This window comes from Lachnospiraceae bacterium (genome assembly GCA_022794035.1).
In the GTDB taxonomy this organism is placed as follows: Bacteria; Bacillota; Clostridia; order Lachnospirales; family Bianqueaceae; genus CALWPV01.
This window is the reverse complement of the sequence record JAAWDX010000007.1, coordinates 154,159-174,814: the sequence shown is the minus strand read 5'-3', so window position 1 is coordinate 174,814 and position 20,656 is coordinate 154,159. Positions and strand designations below refer to the sequence as shown.

Below are 20,656 nucleotides of genomic sequence, written 5' to 3'. Positions count from 1 at the left end.
CATGCCGGATATGCTAGTCAATTTATATCAGCTGCCCTCTAATCAAGAGAATAAAGACAGGCTGAAACAGAAGGGAATTCGGATTGAACGGGCGCTTGCGCCTGATCGGCATAAAGTGATGCAGTTTGCAAGAGAAAACTTTGGAGAAGGATGGGCCAGCGAGGTATCGGCTGCATTCAGCAATCAGCCGGTTAGCTGCTATATTGCCATCAAAGAAAAAAAGGTAGTCGGATTTGCGTGCTATGAGGCAACGGCAAAAGACTACTTTGGCCCTACGGGTGTTTTAGAAGCAGAAAGAGGGCAGGGGATTGGCCTGGCCCTTCTTCTGCAAAGTATGGAAGGGCTGCGGGAGGCGGGATATGGATATGCGATTATCGGATCCGCCGGCCCGGTACATTTTTATGAGAAATGCTGCGGTGCACAGGTGATTCAAAATGATGAGCCTAATGTGTACAGCCGCATGATATAATTAAACATTATTTAGGAGGTATTACCATGGGTTACTTAGGGGAAGAGATTAAAAAACTAGGCTTTGGTTTTATGCGTCTGCCAATGAACGGAGAAGAGGTTGATTTGGAGCAGACTAAAAAAATGGTAGATCATTACATGGATCTTGGATTTACATATTTCGATACAGCTTATGTGTATATGGATGGTAAATCAGAGCGGGCAATTCGAGATGCGGTTGTGAAGCGGTATCCGCGAGAGGCATTTCAGCTGGCAACCAAAATGCCGATCTGGCCGATCAAGGAATACGCTGATTATCAGCCGATTTTTGATGAATCTTTAGCCAGAACAGAGGCTGGTTATTTCGATTTTTACTTATTGCATGCGCTTGGCAAGGAATCCTTCCAAAAATCAGAGGAGACAGGCGGCTGGAAGTTTGTACAGGAAATGAAGGAAAAAGGATTGATTAAGCATGCCGGCTTCTCTTTCCATGACAGTGCTGAGGTACTGGATGAAATTTTGACCAAGCATCCGGAAGCAGAATTTGTACAGCTGCAGATCAACTATGCCGATTGGGAAAGTGAAAATGTACAGTCCCGCAAATGCTATGAGGTTGCCAGAAAGCATGGCAAGCCGGTCATTATTATGGAGCCTGTAAAGGGCGGTTCGCTAGCAGTGATGTCAGATGAATTGGAAGCAAAATTCAAGAGCTTTAATCCGCAGGCTTCGGTTGCCTCTTGGGCGCTTCGGTATGCTGCGTCTTTAGAGGGACTGGTTACGGTACTGTCCGGTATGAGCAATATGGAGCAGTTAGAGGATAATACTTCATTTATGAAGGATTTTGAGCCGATCAATGAGGCAGAAGCAAAAGTCATTGCTGAGGTAGTGGAAATCTTTAATAAAGCACCCAAAATCCCCTGCACAGCATGTAAATATTGTGTCGATGACTGTCCTATGAAGATCAATATTCCCAGAATGTTCAGCACCATGAATCATTATATGACATTCGGCAATAAAGAAGCGGATAAGAAGAGCTATGCAAACATCACAAAGGACGGCGGCCTTGCATCGCAGTGCCTGCACTGCGGAAGCTGCGAGAGTCATTGTCCGCAGCATATTGAGATCATCAAAGAGCTGGAAAAAATTGCAGAAACCTTTGAAAATTAAGGATGAAAAAGAGAGAGTCTCGGGAATGATATGTCCCCGAGACTCTTTTTTAATATATCAGGATGCCAGCTGCCGATATACCGAAATTGCGTCCAGAATGTGATATGGCGGCGTCTCATGAGAGCCGGCAGCCCCTGCGGTAACAAGGAGGTATTCCTGATCGCTGATTTTAGCCAAACTTGCCAGACAAAGACCTGCCTCGTCAGTATAGCCGGTTTTTCCGCCAAGGATTTCCGGGGCAGAAAGCTCTGCATTTTGCATGCTTTCAGAAAGCGTGCTGTAAAAAGTAAAGCCATCTGGGTGCATCTCCGTAGGAGCTACGGAATAATACTGGCTGAGCAGCGCCTCGCGAAAAGTATTATTTTGCAGCGCATAGCGCAAAAGTAGGGCTAGGTCCTGCACGGTGGTGTAGTGGTCTGCGGCATGAAGGCCGGTTGTGTTGGAAAAATGGGTATCGTTCATCGAAAGCTCCTGAGCGCGTGAATTCATAAGCTCGATGAAGGCTTCTTCTGTACCGGCAACAGCTTGGGCAGCGGTCAAACAGCATTCAGCACCGGAAGGGAGCAGGATGCCATAAAGGAGGTCACGCAGGCAGACTTCCTCTCCAGGATCAAAACCAGCTAAGGAAGCATCCTGTGCATATAGATCGTCAAAAATCCAATCTGGAATGACGACGCTCTGATCCAGGTCTTCACCGGATTCTACGAGGAGCAGGGCGGTCATCAGCTTAGTCAGCGAGGCAGGATAGATGCGGCTGTCATCCTGATAGGCAGCGAGGATTTCACCATTTTCAGCATTCAGAAGAATGGAATGGGGGCTGTAAAGCTGCGATAAGTCCAAGGGACTTGCTGCTGGCTCCGGAAGGGCGGAAAGCGAAAGATGGCTTTGGCCTGTGGCCGGAGGAGTATCGGCAGCGGGGGAATGCGGCATAAAAAGCGGCATGAGATAATAGAAAAGCGCTGCTAGGGTGATCAGGGGAAAACCGAAAAAGAAGAGACGACGAAGGAAAAAACGTCGTTTTTTACGCTTGTGTGCCATGTATTGATCAAGGTTCCTTTCATAAAAAATCCGTATGACTGTTTTGAGTATAGCAATCATACGGATTTTTTACTTTAATGGGACCTTGTGAAATCATTAAGATATTGTTAAGGCTGAGCCGGGAGGAGGATATGGAAGGTAGTGATTTCATTTTCGCTGGAGGCGGAAATGGTGCCGCCGTGCAGGGTAATGATCTCTTTGGCGATGGCAAGGCCTAATCCGCTGCCGCCCGTATTGGTGGAGCGGGCTTCGTCTAAACGGAAGAATTTTTCAAAAATGGCTGTCAGCTTGTGCGGCGGAATGGTGCTGCCCTGATTTTGAAAGTCAATACGGACCGTTTGTCCTTCGGCGTATGCGGAAAGCCGAATGGGCGTGTTGGGATAGCTGTAGCTGATGGCGTTTTTCAAAATATTGTTGAATACGCGCGCTAGCTTTATGGAATCGCCATACAGAGTTAAGTTTTCGGAAACATTTAACTGAATCGTATTGCCGTGGGCGCTCAGGAGCGGATAAAATTCATCAGCCATCTGAATCAGCATATAATCGAGATTAATGGTCTCTTTTTCTAATGTGATCTGCTGCAGATTATACCGCGTAATATCAAAGAATTCATTGATAAGGGCTTCCAGCCGATAAGCTTTGGTGAGCGCAATATGGACGTATTTGGCTTTTTGCTCAGCGGGCATGTCACCAGCCTCGTCCAGCAGGCTCAGATAGCCAACGACGGAGGTAAGAGGCGTTTTTAGATCATGCGCCAGATAAGTAATCAGATCGTTTTTACGTGCAGCTTCTTCCTTGAGGAGCTGCTCATGCCGCTGCGAGGAGGCCTTGATCTGCATCATCTGGGCACAGATCTGAGCATATTCCTCTGGCAGGGGGACCTGCTCTGTTTCTTGGTTCATGATCTGGTCAATCAGCTGGCTGATTTTAAAGGTCTGTGTTTTTAAAGAACGCCGCGACTGCCAATAGGAGGTCAGCATCAGCGTACTGAGCCAGCAAAGGACCAGCAGCGGAAAGAGCCGGAGCAGCAAAGACTTAATGGCGCTCCAGTTGGGCTCTGTGACATAATATTCCTTGCCGGGCTCATAGTTATAGCTATAGGACTGAAAATAACGCTCAGAAAGCCAGTCTAAAACAGTACCGTTTAAAACGCTGTCAAAGAGATAGAGGATGCCCATGCAGCATAAAAAGGCAAACAAAAGGATCAGAAAAATGCGCAGCAGGCGAAAAGAGGATGTTTTAGCTTTCAATTTTATATCCGCACCCCCAGACTGTTTTGATGTACTTGGGATTTTCAAAGGAATCCCCCATTTTTTCTCGTAAATGCCGGATATGAACGGTTATGGTGTTATTATTTTTAGTATAATACTCATCCTGCCAGATCTGATGGAATAGATCCTCGGCGCTGACAACGCTGCCCTGCTGGCGCAGAAGAATTTCTAAAATGGAAAATTCAGTTGGCGTTAAGGAGAGGGGGCGTTCATTTAAGGTACATTCATGCGTGCGGCTGTTCAGTACGAGACCGGAGCAGGTAAACACATCCGTATCGGCAGGGATGCCGGATTGATAGCGCTTGTAGCGCCGAAGCTGAGCCTTTACGCGGGCGACCAGCTCCAGAGGGAGAAAGGGCTTGGTCATATAATCATCAGCGCCAAGCGTAAGGCCTGTGATTTTGTCAATTTCTTCTCCCTTGGCCGTCAGCATAATAATGGGGTACTGATAGGTCTGGCGGATTTTTTGACAGAGATCAAAGCCGGTCATATCTGGCAGCATCACGTCTAAAATGGCCAGATCGAGCGAATGGGTATGCTGCTGTATATATTGCAGAGCCTGCGCAGCGGTGTAGGCGCGCAGGACAGTGAAATTTTCATTTTCTAAATATACGGCGATCAGATCCGTAATTTCTTTTTCATCATCTACGATTAAAATGGTGTCGCTCATTTTATATTCCTCCTAGGCTATGTCCGAGTATAGCATATTTTAGTTGCCTTGAAAAGAGAAGAAGAAGAGAAAGAAGGTGCAAATCAAGCTTCAAGCTGAGTTTCTTAAAAATATTTTAAAAACCTCTTGACTTAGAGCTTGCTCTAAGTGTTATACTAGTCAGCGGTGTAAAAATTTGAGTTGATGATAAGGAGGAAAACATGGCATCGAATCATAGTACATTGATGACAGAGGGCTCTATTCAAAAGAAATTGATTGCCTTTGCCATCCCGTTGTTTTTGGGAAACTTATTTCAGCAGCTTTATAATACAGCTGATTCATTGATTGTAGGAAATTTTTTGGGCAGTGAGGCCTTGGCATCGGTTAGCTCCTCTGGCAATTTGATTTTTTTGATGGTTGGATTTTTTAATGGAATTGCCATGGGGGCCGGCGTGGTGATTGCGCGTTATTTTGGGGCACGCGACAGTGAAAACATGCAAAAGGCCATCCATACAATCGTTGCGTTTGGTATTGTTGGCGGTCTAGCGCTGACAGCGCTGGGCGTCTGGCTTGCGCCTCATATGCTGATCTGGATGGGGACGCCGGAGGACATTCTGGCCGGATCCACTTTATATTTTAGGATCTATTTTCTGGGCTCGCTGCCCTTTGTGCTCTATAACTGCTGCGTAGGCATTTTGCAGTCGGTGGGGGACAGCCGTCATCCCTTATATTACTTGATTCTTTCATCCATTGTAAACATTGTTTTGGATCTTTTATTTATCGGCGTATTTCATATGGGCGTCGGCTCTGCGGCGGCGGCAACAGTAATTTCGCACTTTGTCAGCGCGATTATGTGTTTCTGCAAGCTGCTGAGAGCGCCGGAAGAATACCGGGTCGTCCTGAAAAAAATCCGCTTCCACAGATTCCAGCTCAAGCAAATTGTGTATAATGGCCTCCCGACAGGCTTTCAAAATTCCATTACCGCATTTGCCAATGTAGTGGTGCAGTCCAATATCAATTCCTTTGGAAAAATGGCCGTGGCCGGGCAGGGAGCGTACAGCAAGATCGAAGGCTTTGCCTTTTTGCCCATCACCTGCTTTGCAATGGCACTCACGACCTTCATCAGTCAAAATCTGGGAGCGAAGCAGTATGACAGAGCGAAAAAGGGCGCCAAATTCGGTGCGTTTTGCTCCATCATTCTGGCAGAATCCATCGGGCTGATCATCATCTTGCTGGCGCCGCAGCTGATGGCGCTCTTTGACAGCACAGCCGAGGTGGTCGCTTTTGGCGCCGGGCGCGCCCGGATCTGCGGATGGTTTTTCTGTTTCTTAGCGCTGACGCACTGTATGGCCGGGATTATGCGCGGTGCCGGGCGTCCGATGGTATCGATGATGATTATGATGGTCTGCTGGTGTCTGATCCGCGTTACGTTTATCACCATTACCATTCATTTTATCCCTTCGATCAATGTAGTTAACTGGGCATATCCGCTTACATGGTTTTTAAGCTCCGTTGTCTTTTTATTCTACTTCTTTAAAGGAGATTGGATTCACGGGCACGGTGTGAAGACAGAAAGCTGATGAGACTATTATTTTTTCTGATTCCGGCGCTTTTATTAGCGCCGATCATGATCTATCTGTATTTTTATGCTAAGCGGACGCTGCACTTTTGGGGAGCGCCGACAGAAAAAAGGTGGCTGCGGCTGCTTCTCATGGCGGCCTGTTTGCTGCTGGGCATCCTCAGCAGCAATCTGTGGAGCAGCATGGTCATGATCATCCTGCATCTGTTTTTAAGCGGCGTGCTGGTCGACCTGGTTTACTGGCTGCTGCGCCGCCTGGGCTTTAAAAAGGAAAAAATCTACCGAAGCGGACTGCTGCCGGTGATACTCACGCTGGCGGTACTTGGCTTTGGCTACTGGAATATGGGTCATGTTGTGGAAAAGCCGTATACAATCTATACCGAAAAGCCAATTCGTGAAGAAGGCTACCGCATAGCCTTTCTTTCAGACCTGCATTTTGGCCTTTCTATGGATACAGAAAAGCTGGCCGCTTACGCGCAGAAAATTGCTGAGGCTAAGCCGGACATGGTACTGCTGGGAGGCGATATCGTGGATGAGAGCACAACGCAGGAGGAGATGCAGCAGGCATTTCAGATTCTGGGAGCCATTCCCAGCACATACGGCACGTTTTATGTATATGGCAACCATGACCGCGCTTTATACAGCGCAGATCCCTATTATACAGCGCAGCAGCTGCAGCAGGCTATGGCAGGCGCCGGGATTCGCGTACTCTCAGACGAGGCAGTTTCCTTAAACGAAGAATTTACGCTGGTAGGGCGTGAGGAGGTCTCCTATGCGGCCCATGGAAGCGGCGTCCGCGCGCAGAGCGCAAAGCTGCTGGAGGCAGTTGATCCTTCGGATTTTATCTTGCTGCTCGATCACCAGCCGCGGGAGCTGGAGGCAAACCAAGAGGCCGGAGTCGATCTGCAGCTTTCCGGTCACACGCATGCAGGCCAGATCTGGCCTGCCGGGTGGCTGAGTGATCTGTTTCATTTTAATGAGATGACATATGGACAGCGCCAAACGGAAGGCTTTCAGATCATCGTTTCTTCCGGCATGGCCGGCTGGGGCTATCCGATCCGTACAAGCGGCCGCTCAGAATATGTGATGATTTCACTGCAAAAGAAAGGGTAAAGATAGATGCTGGATGTAGTCTTATATAATGGATCTGTGTATTCGATGGAGAATGGGCAGGTGTATGAAGCCATTGGAGTAGAAGGAGATGAGGTGCGCTTTCTGGGAAGCGACGAGGAAGCGGCACGGCTGCCGGCCGGGCAGAGGATTGACCTGCAGGGCTGCGCTGTACTGCCAGGTTTCAATGAGGGTCATATGCATCTGGCTAGCTATGCGTTTACGTATTGTAATGCGCCGCTTTTTGACTGCCGCTCGGTGGAGGAGTGTCAGGAGGCGGTGCGCCTTTATTTGCGGAAGCATCCGGAAGCTTCGTGGGTGTATGCCAGAGGCTGGAATGAGGATTATTTTATGGCAAAGCGGTATCCGACGCGGGCGGATCTGGATGCAATCAGCACCGAAATCCCGATTTTGATGGTGAGGGTCTGCGGACATCTGGGCGTCTGCAACAGCGCCGCCTTTGAGCGAATCCGCGCGCTGAGAGAGGCACAGGAATGGCAGGAGCAGATGCAGGAGGAGAGCGGACTGCTGTATGAAGGGGCCTGCGAGCTGTTTTATCGGATTTTGCCAAAGCCGACGCAGGCCTATGTCGAGGAGCTGCTTTTAGCTGGCATGAAGGCTTTGAATCGCTGTGGAATTACGACCTGCCAGACGGATGATTTTGTGGCCATTCCGGGGGCAGACTGGCGGCAGATGATCGAGGCATATCAGAGCCTAGAAGCCAAGGGACAGATGACGGTGCGTGTGTATGAGCAGTGTATTTTTGAGAATTTGACGGGGCTGCAGGCGTTTTTGCAGGCGGGCTACCGGACGGGGCAGGGCGGAGAATATTTTAGGATTGGACCGCTGAAGCTGATTCAGGACGGATCGCTGGGAGCAAAAACAGCGCTGCTGAGCCGGCCATACAAAGGGAGCAAGGACGAATACGGACTGGCAGTGTTTACCCAGCAGGAGCTGAATGCGCTGATCGATACAGCGCATGAGGCAGGCATGCAGATTGCGGTGCACTGCATTGGCGACCGGGCGATGCAGATGACGCTGGATGCTTTGGAGAGAGCGCAGAAACGAATGCCGCGCAGCGATTGCCGCCATGGACTGGTGCATGTGCAGATTTCGAGCCGGGAAATTTTGGAAAGGATGAGCCGTGACGGAGTCATTGCGTATATCCAGCCGGTCTTTATTGAGTATGATATGGATATGGCAGCGGCGCGCGTGCAGGAGGCACAGCAGGAATGCATCTATGCGTGGAAGAGCATGGAGGAGCTGGGCATTTTGACGGTGGGCGGATCGGATGCGCCGATTGAAAGCTTTGATGTCTTGAATAATCTGTATTATGCGGTGACAAGAGAAAAGCTGGCCGGCGGCCCGAAGGGGGGCTGGAAGCCGGAGCAGAAGGTGACGGTGCCGGAAGCTGTCGCGATGTTTACGACGCATGCGGCAAAGGCCTGTTTTCAGGAGGAGCGGATCGGGAGACTGCTGCCTGGTATGAAGGCAGATTTAGTTGTGCTTTCTCAGGATCCCTTTACGACAGAACCGCATGCTTTGCCGAAGATACAAGTAGAAGCCACGATGACAGGCGGACGGGTCGTGTATCAGAAGGAGAAAAGATAAAGCGGAGCTGTTCGCTGGATGGGTCACAAATGTAGGGTAACAAAAATAGCGGAAGAATTTCCGCTATTTTTATTTCCGAAACAGTACGATACTATGTTTGTGCAGGGAGTGCACGTTACGCAAACCTGGTTTTTTGATTTTTAACGTGTCTTTCGGTGATTAGATCCGTTATGCTGTGCCAATAACAGCGCATTTAACGGGTCAAAATAGAGAATAGAGCCGTTAAATATGGACATAGATGCGATACTTAACGGGCACAATCCTCCAATTGCCCCGTTAAATCATTTCAGATAGGGGTCTGTCAACGGAGAAAAAATAGAAAAGATACGTTAAATAGCTTAAAATAGCTTCTGACAACTTCCCAAGATCCATGTAGGGACGGACCGCTGCGCGTTACGTGCGCCGCCTCCTACATCCTCTCAATGAGCCAAGGCAGGGCCGTTTCAAAGCGAAGTCCATGCCAATGGTTTTGGCCATCCTCACTAAAAAAAGGCTGCGTATTCTGAATGCAGAGCGCCGTGAAATCCGCGGCCAGCGTAAGCGCATGAGGCAGAGGAGAGCCGCGCAGCAAAGCGCCGCAGCATACGCTGGCAAACAAATCGCCAGTACCGTGATAATGCCCGGAAATGCGGGGTTTAAACACGGAGTGATGACTGCCATCCTCACACAGGCACATGGCCCCCAGCGTCTCCTTTTCACCGGCAAGGCCGGTAATCACGACGTTTTTTGCGCCTTGGGCGCGCAGCTCGGTGAGCAGGCGCTCAGGAGGCAGCGAGGGATCATAGGCATATCCGAGCAGAGCGCAGGCCTCAGTCAGATTGGGCAGGATAAGATCAGCACAGCAGCAGAGGGATTGATAGGCTGCGATATAGGCCGGCGTAATGCGGCTGTACAGCGCGCCGTTATCGCCCATGACAGGATCGACAATGAGGCGGGCCTGAGGCTGCTGAGCTAGAAAAGAAAGAACAAAGTCAAGCTGCGTTTGGCTGCCCAGATAGCCAACATATATGGCGTCGAAGTGAAGGGACAGACTTTGCCAGTGATCAGCGGCGGCCTTCATCTGCTCAGTTAGATCCTGAAAAGTAAAATCGGCAAAGCCGGTATGGGTGGATAGGAGCGAGGTGGGCAGCAGCGTGGTTTCAATGCCCATGGCCGAAAGCACGGGCAGCGCAATCGTAGAGGAGCATTTGCCATAGCAGGCCAGGCTCTGAATGGTCAGAAGCTTCATGAGAAGACCTCATCATCCAGCCAGGTGCTGGCGGCCCATTCGCCGTCGTTGACAAAGACCTCTACGGCCTTTTGATCCTCTAAGATCTGAATGCTGCGAATCGCCGGAAATGTTTTAGAAAGGACAGTGCGCCGTCCGTCGGAAAGCAGCAGGCGATTTCCTTGGATGCTGACATAGGGGGAGGCAGTGCGCAGCAGAGACTCCGCTTCGGCAACCGGCCTTGTCAGCAGGCGACCGTTTTCGATCTGCAGCGTGCGGGCAAGAGACAGAGCACCTGCATGAGCAGCTCCGGCAGGCAGCGGCTTTTGCCAGTGATACATCCATCCAATGAGAATCCGGCGGCCGTCTGGAGCGGCTAAGGTCTGCGGCGCATAAAAATCTGGACCAGCCTCGATCTGCACATGCTGCTGGGGAGTAAAATGTACGCCGTCAAAGCTGCCGACCATAAAGTGGGTAGCATATTCCGTCCGGCCCATGTGAGAAAACATCAACACATACTGGCCATCCAGAAAGAAAAAGTCAGGGCATTCAATGACGGTTCCGTACTGGCGGCCCTCTATCAGGATGGACACAAACGCCCAATGGATCAAATCATCAGAGCGAAAGAGAAGCACCTTTCCCATGCCGTCCTGACCGCTGCCGCAGACCATATAGTAATGGCCGTTTATTTCAGTCACCTTAGGGTCGCGAAAATCCCGGTTGCCGCAGGGAGCGCCGCTGTCAATCGGACATGCGCGCAGGATGGGATTGCCGGCATATTTAGTGAAATGGATGCCATCCTCGCTCACCGCCATGGACTGCGTCTGACCAAGGCGCATACCGACGGAGGTGTAAAATAGATACAGCTTGTCATCCTTTACAATGGCCGAGCCGGAAAAGCAGCCGCCGTTATTTTCATACTCCTGATCAGGGCGGAGCGCGACCGGAAGCTCCTCCCAGTGAATCAAATCACGGCTGACCGCATGTCCCCAGTGCATCGGCCCCCATTTAGGCGCATAAGGAAAGTGCTGAAAGAAAGCATGGTACTGTCCGCGAAAATAGACCAGCCCATTCGGATCATTCATCCAGCCGGTCTGCGGTTCAAAATGATGTTCGAATCGTTTCATGATCATCGCTCCCTTCCGATTGAGGCTGCGGTCTGCACCGTCAAATCAGCCATCAGCTGCTCAGCCGTAACCGCAAGATTCTCGGTCTTTGCAGTCAGCACGAGAGGAGCAGCACTGGTCATATCAAAATAATTGTCTGACAGCAGCAGATCATGCGCTGTAAAATCAAGCTCCACACTCTTGGCATAGGAATCAGCCGATACATACAGCGTAAACTGACCGCCCGATCCCTCAATGCGCACCTGAACCGGCGTCTGCTTAAATTGAAAATGCTTAGGTTTGCAAAACAGAAGGGAAGAGTGCGAAATCAGCTGCCCAGCCTGATCATAGAGCGCATAGACCAGCAGGCGCTCTGTTTCCTTTCCTTTTAAGGCCTGCGTGAGATCCAGCTGAGGAAGGTCAGCGGCGCTAAGCGCCAAAATAGACGCCGGCAGCTCGCCCTGTTCATAGACAGTAAAGTCGCGGTCTATTACCTGCCAGCGAACGCTTCCGCTAAAGGCCTCACGGGTTTCGTTGGAGAGGGAAAGCGTCACTAGATAGCCGTTTTCATGCGCGGACAGCAGAACCGGGGCAAAGAAGCGCTTCGCGCTGTACATGAGCGCTTTCCAGCGGCCGTAATAGTCAACCGAGGCCCAGGAAGCCACCGGCCAGCAGTCATTAAGCTGCCAATAGATGGCGCCCATGCAGCGCCCGCGAAAGCGCCGGAAATGCTCAACGCCATAGCGGATCGCATCCGCCTGCAGGAGCTGCGAGGTGTATACGAGCGAGGAAAAATCATAGGGATACAGATATTTATCAGAAGCATATGAAAGAATCTTGGTATTGCCGCTCCGGCATTTTTGATGGCTTTCCATGACCAGAGAAAACGGATTCATATCCTCCGGTTCGGCAAAGGAACGAATCGTTTTCATATTAGGAAAGGCTTCAAAGCCAAATTCAGAGCAGAAGCGGAAATAATACTGGCGATAGCTTTCAAAAGGAATGCTGCCATGCCACGCGCCCCAGTAATGGGCATCCCCGCGGTTTTCGTCCTGAGGGCTGTCAAAGCCGCCGACGGAAGAGGGCGAGGAGGGCCAGTAAAAGATATCAGGGCAGTGCTCTGCACACAGATCCGGCAAAATGTGCTCATAAAGCTGCAGATAATCCTGCTTGGCCAGAGCGCTGTCGCGGCAGCCTTCCCATTCCAGCACGGCCATTTCCATTTCATTGTTGCCGCAAAGAAGGCCGAGGCTGGCATGATCACGCAGCCGGCGGATGTTATCGATAAATTCCTGACGGATATTGTCTGTAAATTCCTGACTGAGCCATACATTCACACAGGCAAACATAAAGTCCTGCCAGACAACGAGGCCGTATTCATCACAGAGATCAAAAAAGTCATCGGAGGGGTACTGTCCGCCGCCCCAAACGCGGATGGAGTTAAAATTCGCCCTGATGCAGCTTTGGATCAGCTTTTCTGTGCGCTGGCGCGATAGCCGGCCAATGAGAGAGTCCTCAGGCACGTAATCGGCACCCATAGCAAACATTTTGAGACCATTTACCACAAAGCAAAATTCATTGCCCCACTTGTCAGCGGCTGTGCTGACAGTCAGCGTGCGCAGGCCGATACGGCGCGTCCAGACGTCCAGCGGCTTGTCCTCCTGCAAAAGCGTTACCGTAACTGTATAGAGCGGCTGCTCGCCATAGCCATGGGGCCACCAAAGCTGGGGATTGGGAATTTCAATTCGCCCCTGACCGGCAGCGGAGAGAAAAGCCTCCTGGCGGCAGCCCGGTCCCTCCACCTGTACGGAAAAGGAGGTTCCCGGAGTGGATTGCTCGGTAGCAATCTGCAGCTCTAAGGCAACAGAGGTGGATGAGGTTCCGGCTGTGCCGGCCTGCGGCGTATGGTGCTGATGGATGCGCACATCCTGAATGCGGTCAGCTGCGTAGCTAATCCAGCTGACAGGACGGAAAAGCCCCATGTCGGGCAGCTTCGGCGCCCAGTCCCAGCCGAACATGCAGCTGGCCTTGCGGATATGGGCAAAGCCATCCATAGTATCAGACTGTCCCCAGACAAAATGACGGCTCTGGCGCTCCTGCATATAGCGAGTCGGGGAATGCAGCACGATTTGCAGCTGGTTCTGGCCGGGCTGCAGAGCGCTGGCAATATCAAATTCCCATGTGCGGTGCATGTTGAAGGCCTGTCCGATCTGCCGGCCGTTTAGAAAAATGGTGGCGATGGTATCGATGCCTTCAAAGCGCAGCTTTTGGAAAGGATTTTTGATAAGCTCGGGCGGTGCTTCAAACGTGGTCTCAAAGGTGTAATCCTGCTCAGAAAGAGCTGTGAGCGCATACTCCTGGTCGCGGTAAAATGGATCCGGGATTTTGCCGGCCTCGAGCAGAGTGCCGTACATGGAAAAGGGAATCCGGCAGGGCAGAGAGCCATAAACGGGATGCTTCATGACCCAGTCGGACAGCATGATGGTATGTTTCATAGATGGATGTCCTCATTTCTGCGCCGCAGCGCATGTTTTTGCTTATTGTAATCGATTTTGCAAGTAAATTCAAGGGCAGGAAACGGGATCCTGCCCTTGCTATGTCAGACCTATTGAACCGTGGCCTTGTCAACGGTCAGCTTCATGGCCTTCAGCAGATGAGCCGCCGTTTCGGAAGAGGCGCTGTCAATCTGCAGGGCCTCCATCTGCGTGCCCTCTGTCAGCTGCTGGCCGATGGAAGCCGCCGTGGGCTGTACCAGCGGATAGACCGATTGGACCGTATCCGGAATGTCATAGCTGACAGCCTCGATACCGGTTTCGCTAAACGTCATCTGTACAGTAATGCAGCCGGTTCCCAGAGGGACGGAGGTTGTATAAGTACCCGGATAATACTCAGTATCAGCGGATGCGCTGCCAGAGGAAGAGCCGCCCAGCAGCTTGGTCAGCAGAATCACCAGCGCAATCAGAACGGCCAGAGCAATGCCGGCGTACATCAGCAGGCGGTTTAGCTTGAGAGACATAATACGAACAGACATAGTTAAAATCTCCTGTTTTATAATCTGCTTCAATATATGAAGAAATAAGCCGGGCTATGCTTGCCAAGCGTCTTAAAAACGTTTATAATTCTCATTACAATGCAGATAAAACGAGAGGAGGGGCCGGATTGCCGCTAGAGCTCATTTTAGGAGCCGCCGCAGGCGGAAAAACGACGAGGCTGCAGCAGGAGATCAGCCAGATTGCTGCAGAGGATGCGCAGCGTCCGCTGATTTATATCGTGCCAGAGCAGACAACGCTCAAGGTGCAGCAGCAGCTGATTCAAAAAATGCCGGGGCGCAGCATGCTGGGCACAGAAATTCTGAGTTTCAACCGCTTGGCGCATCGCATTTTTGCAGAAACCGGCATGCCTCCGGTAAAGCTTTTGGATGACATGGGCAAGTGTATGGTGCTGTATAAGCTGGCCAGAGATCATCAAAAAGAGCTGGTATACTATGGCAGCAGCGTGGGGCAGCAGGGGTTTATTGGGCAGCTTAAGCTTATGATGACGGAGCTGTTTCAATACCGGCTGGATGAAGAGGCGTTGCAGCAGCTGATCGAGCAGCAGCCGCAGGAAAGTATTCTCGCGGCTAAGCTGCAGGATATTGCGCTTTTATGGAAGTATTTTAAAGCCTACGGAGAAAAGCAGACCATCGCCTCGGAAGAGGTGCTGGACCTTTTGGCAGGACGCATTGCGCAGTCGGCTCTCATTAAAAATGCCTGTGTGTTTGTGGATGATTTCAGCGGCTTTACGCCGCAGCAGTACCGGATTCTAACCGGACTGGCCTTATATGCTAAAAAGCTGACGGTGGCCATTACGATAACGCCGGCGGCTTATAAAGCAGTGCAGGCGGCAGAGGACTGGCGGGAGCTGCCGCGGCAATTCTTTTTTACAACGCAGAAGACGGTTTGGAAGCTGCAGCAGATGAGTGAGCAGTACCGGATCCCGCTGCGCGTCAGCTGGCAGCAGGAGGATAGGCGCAGTCAGCAGCTGCAGCACGTGAGCAGAGAGCTTTGCAAAACGGTGCCGGTGCCCTATGAAGGAGAGGAGAGACGCGTGTGCGTGCAATCGGCGGCCAATCAGGCGCAGGAGCTGCAGTGCGTATTGCATGAGATTTTGTATCTGGTGCGTGAAAAGGGGTATGCTTACCGGGATATGGCGGTTGTGGCTGCTGATATCGATCGCTATGCGCCAGCGCTGCGCCGGCAGCTGGAGCTGTATCAGATTCCGGGATTTATTGATGAAAAGGCGGATATTACCGGCAGCCCCTATGTTCAGTGGCTGCATGCTCTGGGAGAGTGGCCGGAAAGCGGTTTTTCAGGCGAGGCGCTGCTGGCCCTGCTGAAAACGGGGCTGACGGAGATTGCGCGGGAGGAGCTGGATATCCTTGAAAATCAGGCGCTTAAGGAAAATTGGCGGGGGGCGCAGCGGATTTTTGAGGCGCTTAGGATGCAGGAGAAGCAGGGCTTAACCGAAGAAGAAGCGGCCTTGTGGAAAACGCCCTATTGCCAATTGGCGGATCAGTTGGAGCAATTTGTAAAAAGTACAAGCGGCAGGCACAGCGCGGCAGAATTTACGAAAGCCTATCAGGCGCTTGCCAGAGCCCAGCATATAGAAGAAAAGCTGGCAGAACAGGCAGAGCGCCTGGAACAGGCCGGGCAGCTCTTAAAGGCGATGGAATACGGAAGGATGTTTGAGCTGATCGAAACGCTGCAGGAGCGGCTATGCGAGGCGATGGGATCTGTAGAGATGGATATCCGGGAGTATGCAGCCATTTTGGATGTGGGGCTTTCGCAGTCCAAGATGGGGCAGCTGCCGCCGTCGATGGATGAGCTGCTGATTGCGGATATCGGCCGTTCTAAGCTTACAGGATATCGGGCCGTGTTTTTTATTGGACTGCAGGAGGGAAGCTTTCCTAAGATAGGAGGCACCCAGAGCCTTTTGACGCAGAAGGAACGGCTACAGGCGGGCGCAGAGCTTGAAATTGCACAGGGCGAAAAAGAAAACCTGATGGAGCAGTATTATCTTTTATATGCCGCAGCAGGAAAGGCGCGGGAAAGGCTGTATTTTTTCTGCAGCGACGGCAGCAGCGACGGCAAGGCGTTTGGGCGCTCTGCGATATGGAAGCGGCTGGTCCGGCTGGCAGGCAGTCATGCGGAGGGGGAGAAGAGAAAGAAGGTCTCGCGGCCGCTGCCCTTTTTGTATGAGGAGCCGTCTCCTTTTTCCGGCGCTGCCGGCAAGTGGCTGATGGCACATGGATATGAAAGGCAGCTGTATCTGATGGAGGCAGGGCGCATGGCGCGTCAAGAGAAGCGCCTGCTTTCGGCGGGGGTAGCGAGGAGGCTGATGGATCCGGCGCAGCGGCTTTTGAGTATTACGCAGCTGGAGCAGTATGCCAGATGTCCGTTTTCTTATTATCTGCGGTACGGGCTGTATCTGAAGGAGCGTGAGGTGCCGCAGGTGAGGAGCCTGGAGGATGGCAATGTGCTGCATGATATTTTGCAGGAGGCAGGGGAATATCTGTTGCAGGCGCTGCAGGAGCGGGAGGCGGAGCAGCTGGCGGAGCAGCTGGCGCAGCTGAAGCAGGAGGAATACCCGGTTTATCAGACGACGGGGCGGTATCGGTATTACTGGAAAAAGCTGACCAAAACAGTGGCGAGGGCGGTTCAGATCCTGAGCGAGCAGACGGCGCTGGGGGATTTTACGCCGGCGGCTTTTGAATGGCGCTTTGGCGCGGGGCGCGCGGAGGAATTTTCCGGCGCTGCGGTGGAGGTTCCACTGGAGGATGGAAGGTCTGTGCGCCTGCAGGGAAAGATCGATCGGATTGATCTGTGGCAGGATCAGGATCAGCGCTATGTGAGAATTATTGATTACAAATCCGGACAGACGGCGTATGATCCGGAGCAGCTATATGCGGGCCTGCAGCTGCAGCTTCCGGTATATCTGGAAGCGGGGCAGGCAGCGTATAAGGCTAAGCCGGCCGGATTTTTCTATTTTCATTTGATTTCGAATATGCCAAAGAGCGAGGGCGGCGCAGAGGCGGAGCTGAAGAGGCTGGTGCTGAAAAACAGCCGGCTGGACGGGCTCTTTTTAGATGATCCGCAGGTTATTGGGCATATGGACCATGGACTGGAGGAGGATCCGCTGGTTGTGAGGGCGGAGCTGACTAAGAGCGGTGCATTTCATAAGCGGAACCAGACGGCGAGCGCTGCACAGTTTGAGCAGATTAAGAAATTTACCCATCGCAAGGTGCGAGAGCTTGCGCAGGATATGAGCACGGGCAAAATCGCGCAGGAACCGGTGCAGCTTGGGCAGAAAACGGCTTGCTCCTTCTGTGAGTACCGCAGGGCCTGCCCGTTTGATGAGCGCCTGCCGGGGTATGAGACGCGCAGGGCGCAGAAGCTGAGCGCCGAGGAGTTTTGGGAGCGACTGGCAAAGGAAGAGCAAGAAAAATAGAGCAGGAGGGAGAGCTGACATGAATATCAGAGAGCAGCAGGAGGAGCGGGAAAAGATTTTACTGCCAAATCCAAGATCATGGAGTATCCATAGCCGCGGACGGGATTTCCCGGATACGCCCTGTGACCTGCGGACCTGTTATCAGAGGGACCGGGACCGGATTCTGCACTGCAAATCCTTTCGGCGGATGAAGCATAAAACGCAGGTATTTATTGCGCCGGAGGGAGATCATTACAGGACGCGGCTGACGCACACGCTGGAGGTAGCGCAGATTGCCAGGAGCATTGGCCGAGCGCTGCGCCTGAATGAGGATTTGATCGAAGCGATTGCTTTGGGGCATGACTTAGGGCATACGCCGTTTGGCCATGCAGGTGAAAGGGTGCTAGACCGCCTGTCAGGAAGAGGATTTTCTCATGATGAGCAGGGCGTGCGGATTGTGGAAAAGCTGGAAAACGGGACGGGGCTGAATCTGACCTGGGAGGTGCGCAACGGCATTGCGAATCATTCGATGAGCCGGCACCCTGCCACGGAGGAAGGAAAGGTGGTGCGCCTGTCGGATAAAATTGCTTATATCAATCATGATATTGACGATGCGCTGCGGGGGCATGTGATCGAGGAGGGGGATCTGCCGGCAGAGCCGCTTAAAGTGCTGGGGCATAGCTTTCCTAAGCGGATCGACCGGATGATTCACAATGTGATCGAGACCAGCCTGAGGCAGGAGGAGACGATGATGTCCGCGGAAATGGAGCAGGCCATGATGGAGCTGAGAGCGGCGATGTTTCAGACGGTGTACCATATTGGCTCAGAGGCTAAAAAAGAGGAGAGAAAGGCGGAAAAACTGATTGAAAGCCTGTATATTAGGATGAAGGCAGAGCCTTCATGGCTGCCAATTGCGGCCCAGATGAAGCTCAAGGCAGGAGAGGAAGAGCTGGAGGTGCTGATCTGCGACTATATATCGTCGATGTCTGATAATTATGCGATGCGGGTGTATCAGGAGATGTTTATGCCAAAGAGATGGGATGTGCTGTAAGCCATCCCTTTTTTGCGGTAAAAAACAAATTTGTAAAAGTTTTTACAAAAATTTAAGAAGAGAAAAAAGGAAATCGGCCTCCTTTGTCGAATTATATATAAAGACTTGAAAAAAGGAGGGGCAGCGTGTATTATCCGGATGATCTGATTCGAGAGATTCGAGAAAGCAATGATATTGTCAGTGTGATTTCTGAGTATATGACGCTGACCAAAAAAGGAAATAATCATTTTGGCCTTTGTCCTTTCCATGGTGAAAAAACGCCGTCTTTTTCTGTCAATGAAAGGGAGCAGTTCTTTCATTGCTTTGGCTGCGGCGCCGGGGGCAATGTTTTTACATTTCTCATGCAGATGGAAAATATGACCTTTGTAGAGGCGGTGCAGCATCTGGCAGAGCGGGCGCATATTGCGCTGCCGGAGGCAGAACTGTCCCCTAAGGAAAAGCAAAGATATTTGAGGCGGGAGCGAATGATGGAGGCTGCTAAGGAAGCGGCAAGGTTCTATTATTATCAGCTCACACGGACACCGCCGGGCGAGGCAGCGCTTCGCTATTTAGAGAGCCGGCAGGTAACAGAAGAATTCAGGAGGCGTTTTGGACTTGGCTATGCGCCGGTAAGCCGGGAGGGGCTCGCTTCCTATCTGAAGAAAAAGGGATATACGGAGGACGAGCTGCTGGGAGCCGGTTTACTGTCGGGGAAGGAAGGGCGTGTATATGACCGGTTTTTTAACCGGCTGATGTTCCCTATTTTCGATGCCGCCGGCCGGACCATTGCTTTCGGTGGTCGAGTTATGGGGCAGGGAGAGCCAAAATATTTGAATTCGCCGGAAAGTGAAATTTTTAATAAACGAAGAAATCTTTACGGGATGTCTCTGGCAAAAAAGAGCCGGCGCAATTTTATTATGATGGTGGAAGGATATATGGATGTACTTTCCCTGCATCAGGCTGGATTTGATAATGCAGTCGCGAGTTTGGGGACGGCGCTGACAAAGGAGCAAAGCCTGCTGATTAAGCGCTATTCTGATCAGGTGGTGCTGTGCTATGACAGCGATGGCGCCGGTACGAACGCAGCGCGCAGAGCGATTCCGATTTTAGAAGAGGCGGGTCTTAAAGTAAAAGTGATTCATGTTCCCGGCTCTAAGGATCCGGATGAGTTTATTAAAGTAAGCGGCGCGCAGGCCTTTGAAAAGGTAATTCAAGAGGCGCTGGATCCGGTCGACTTTGAAATGATGGTGCTGATGAAGGAGCATGATCATGATACCGTGGAAGGAAAGGTGCAGACGCTTCATGATATGGCGAAACGACTGGCACAGATTCAAAGCGATATGGAGCGTGAGCTTCATATCCGGGACGTGGCCGGTAAAATGCAGGTTTCGGAAGGAAGCCTGAAAGCGGAGGTGGAGGAGCTGCGGCGCAGTGACGGACTTCTGGAGCATCGCAGCAATGTAGGGCGGTTGCGCAGAGAAGGAGGCGGTGAAGCCTTCAAAGAAGGAAGTGCAAAACGTCAGCTGCTGGCGGCTTTGATCCAAAGACCGGATTTATATCCGTCGCTGGTGCCATACGTAGAATCCGCGGATTTTCAATTGGTTCAAAAAGAGGAAAAAGAAAAGCCCGGGGAGGATGAATTTTATGCTGCAGTGGCAGACTATGTTTTTGACCAGCTTAGGCAGAAAAAGACGCCGCAGCTGGCGGATGTGATCAGCTGCTTTGACAGCGTTGCAGAACAGGAAAAGGTTTCAGCGCTGGCCTCGTTTAAGCTGCCGGAGGACAGGCTGGCACTTGAAAAGTTTTTAACAGAGACCGTGCGTTCGCTTAAGCTTGAGCGGATGGAGGAGACAATCCGAAGAGGTGACGATCTGGCCGCACTGCAGGCGGCGATCAATCAGAAAAAGGCTCTGCAAGATTTAAAAATTACGATACCCATGACTCATTCATAAAACAGAAATGAGAAGAAAGGATGT

The 20,656-nt window shown here is 51.5% G+C and carries 15 protein-coding genes; 8 read left to right on the top strand and 7 right to left on the bottom strand.

What is annotated here, in order from left to right; translation table 11 throughout:
- The first annotated feature begins 1 nt into the window (after position 1).
- Positions 2-469 (top strand): GNAT family N-acetyltransferase, encoded by a 468-nt coding sequence (locus HFE64_07080; GenBank protein MCI8633225.1) that lies wholly within the window; start codon positions 2-4, stop codon positions 467-469.
- A gap of 26 nt (positions 470-495) precedes the next feature.
- Positions 496-1,614, top strand: coding sequence for a 4Fe-4S dicluster domain-containing protein (locus HFE64_07075; GenBank protein ID MCI8633224.1), 1,119 nt, complete (start codon positions 496-498; stop codon positions 1,612-1,614).
- A 57-nt stretch (positions 1,615-1,671) separates the two neighbouring features.
- Here HFE64_07075 and HFE64_07070 read toward each other — a convergent pair whose 3' ends face one another.
- From HFE64_07070 to vanR, 3 genes are all read right to left on the bottom strand, one after another.
- Positions 1,672-2,454, bottom strand: coding sequence for a D-alanyl-D-alanine carboxypeptidase (locus HFE64_07070; protein ID MCI8633223.1), 783 nt, complete (start codon positions 2,452-2,454; stop codon positions 1,672-1,674).
- A 305-nt stretch (positions 2,455-2,759) separates the two neighbouring features.
- Positions 2,760-3,830 (bottom strand): GHKL domain-containing protein, encoded by a 1,071-nt coding sequence (locus HFE64_07065; GenBank protein MCI8633222.1) that lies wholly within the window; start codon positions 3,828-3,830, stop codon positions 2,760-2,762.
- A 61-nt stretch (positions 3,831-3,891) separates the two neighbouring features.
- Complete coding sequence (vanR, locus tag HFE64_07060; protein ID MCI8633221.1) at positions 3,892-4,593, bottom strand: VanR-ABDEGLN family response regulator transcription factor; 702 nt, start codon at positions 4,591-4,593, stop codon at positions 3,892-3,894.
- A gap of 200 nt (positions 4,594-4,793) precedes the next feature.
- Here vanR and HFE64_07055 point away from each other — a divergent pair, with 200 nt between their 5' ends.
- Genes HFE64_07055 through HFE64_07045 form a run of 3 tightly spaced genes read left to right on the top strand, consistent with a single transcriptional unit; the run spans position 4,794 to position 8,872 of the window.
- Complete coding sequence (locus tag HFE64_07055; protein ID MCI8633220.1) at positions 4,794-6,152, top strand: MATE family efflux transporter; 1,359 nt, start codon at positions 4,794-4,796, stop codon at positions 6,150-6,152.
- Positions 6,152-7,264 carry a metallophosphoesterase gene (locus HFE64_07050; protein ID MCI8633219.1) on the top strand — a complete coding sequence of 371 codons (1,113 nt, stop codon included), beginning with the start codon at positions 6,152-6,154 and terminating at the stop codon, positions 7,262-7,264. Before HFE64_07055 ends, HFE64_07050 begins: the two co-directional genes overlap by 1 nt.
- Positions 7,265-7,270: 6 nt before the next feature.
- Complete coding sequence (locus tag HFE64_07045) at positions 7,271-8,872, top strand: amidohydrolase (protein MCI8633218.1); 1,602 nt, start codon at positions 7,271-7,273, stop codon at positions 8,870-8,872.
- Between the two features lie 409 nt (positions 8,873-9,281).
- On the opposite strand, the gene HFE64_07040 is transcribed toward HFE64_07045, so the two are convergent.
- The 4 genes from HFE64_07040 to HFE64_07025 form a co-directional block, all read right to left on the bottom strand.
- Positions 9,282-10,100 carry a pyridoxamine kinase gene (locus HFE64_07040; GenBank protein MCI8633217.1) on the bottom strand — a complete coding sequence of 273 codons (819 nt, stop codon included), beginning with the start codon at positions 10,098-10,100 and terminating at the stop codon, positions 9,282-9,284.
- Positions 10,097-11,206, bottom strand: a complete 1,110-nt coding sequence (locus HFE64_07035) for a glycoside hydrolase family 32 protein (GenBank protein MCI8633216.1) — start codon at positions 11,204-11,206, stop codon at positions 10,097-10,099. Before HFE64_07035 ends, HFE64_07040 begins: the two co-directional genes overlap by 4 nt.
- 2 nt (positions 11,207-11,208) lie before the next feature.
- On the bottom strand, positions 11,209-13,680 hold the full coding sequence (locus HFE64_07030) for a glycoside hydrolase family 2 protein (GenBank protein MCI8633215.1): 2,472 nt from the start codon (positions 13,678-13,680) through the stop codon (positions 11,209-11,211).
- 110 nt (positions 13,681-13,790) lie between these two features.
- Positions 13,791-14,216, bottom strand: a complete 426-nt coding sequence (locus HFE64_07025) for a hypothetical protein (protein ID MCI8633214.1) — start codon at positions 14,214-14,216, stop codon at positions 13,791-13,793.
- 128 nt (positions 14,217-14,344) lie between these two features.
- On the opposite strand from HFE64_07025, the gene HFE64_07020 reads away from it, so the two are divergent.
- From HFE64_07020 to HFE64_07010, 3 genes are all read left to right on the top strand, one after another.
- The gene (locus HFE64_07020) at positions 14,345-17,671 is read left to right on the top strand and encodes a hypothetical protein (GenBank protein MCI8633213.1); all 3,327 of its coding nucleotides are present in this window, start codon (positions 14,345-14,347) and stop codon (positions 17,669-17,671) included.
- 19 nt (positions 17,672-17,690) lie between these two features.
- Positions 17,691-18,701 carry a deoxyguanosinetriphosphate triphosphohydrolase gene (locus HFE64_07015; GenBank protein ID MCI8633212.1) on the top strand — a complete coding sequence of 337 codons (1,011 nt, stop codon included), beginning with the start codon at positions 17,691-17,693 and terminating at the stop codon, positions 18,699-18,701.
- 125 nt (positions 18,702-18,826) lie between these two features.
- Entirely contained in the window at positions 18,827-20,632 is a 1,806-nt protein-coding gene (locus HFE64_07010) for a DNA primase (protein ID MCI8633211.1), read from the top strand.
- Positions 20,633-20,656: the final 24 nt, after the last annotated feature.

Bases quoted from the DNA above. Each gene is read 5' to 3' on its own strand.
- HFE64_07080 (MCI8633225.1), top strand. From the start codon at position 2: ATGCCGGATATGCTAGTCAATTTATATCAGCTGCCCTCTAATCAAGAG.
- vanR (MCI8633221.1), bottom strand. From the start codon at position 4,593: ATGAGCGACACCATTTTAATCGTAGATGATGAAAAAGAAATTACGGAT.
- HFE64_07075 (MCI8633224.1), top strand. From the start codon at position 496: ATGGGTTACTTAGGGGAAGAGATTAAAAAACTAGGCTTTGGTTTTATG.
- HFE64_07035 (MCI8633216.1), bottom strand. From the start codon at position 11,206: ATGAAACGATTCGAACATCATTTTGAACCGCAGACCGGCTGGATGAAT.
- HFE64_07030 (MCI8633215.1), bottom strand. From the start codon at position 13,680: ATGAAACATACCATCATGCTGTCCGACTGGGTCATGAAGCATCCCGTT.
- HFE64_07045 (MCI8633218.1), top strand. From the start codon at position 7,271: ATGCTGGATGTAGTCTTATATAATGGATCTGTGTATTCGATGGAGAAT.
- HFE64_07015 (MCI8633212.1), top strand. From the start codon at position 17,691: ATGAATATCAGAGAGCAGCAGGAGGAGCGGGAAAAGATTTTACTGCCA.
- HFE64_07065 (MCI8633222.1), bottom strand. From the start codon at position 3,830: ATGGGCATCCTCTATCTCTTTGACAGCGTTTTAAACGGTACTGTTTTA.
- HFE64_07040 (MCI8633217.1), bottom strand. From the start codon at position 10,100: ATGAAGCTTCTGACCATTCAGAGCCTGGCCTGCTATGGCAAATGCTCC.
- HFE64_07055 (MCI8633220.1), top strand. From the start codon at position 4,794: ATGGCATCGAATCATAGTACATTGATGACAGAGGGCTCTATTCAAAAG.
- HFE64_07050 (MCI8633219.1), top strand. From the start codon at position 6,152: ATGAGACTATTATTTTTTCTGATTCCGGCGCTTTTATTAGCGCCGATC.
- HFE64_07025 (MCI8633214.1), bottom strand. From the start codon at position 14,216: ATGTCTGTTCGTATTATGTCTCTCAAGCTAAACCGCCTGCTGATGTAC.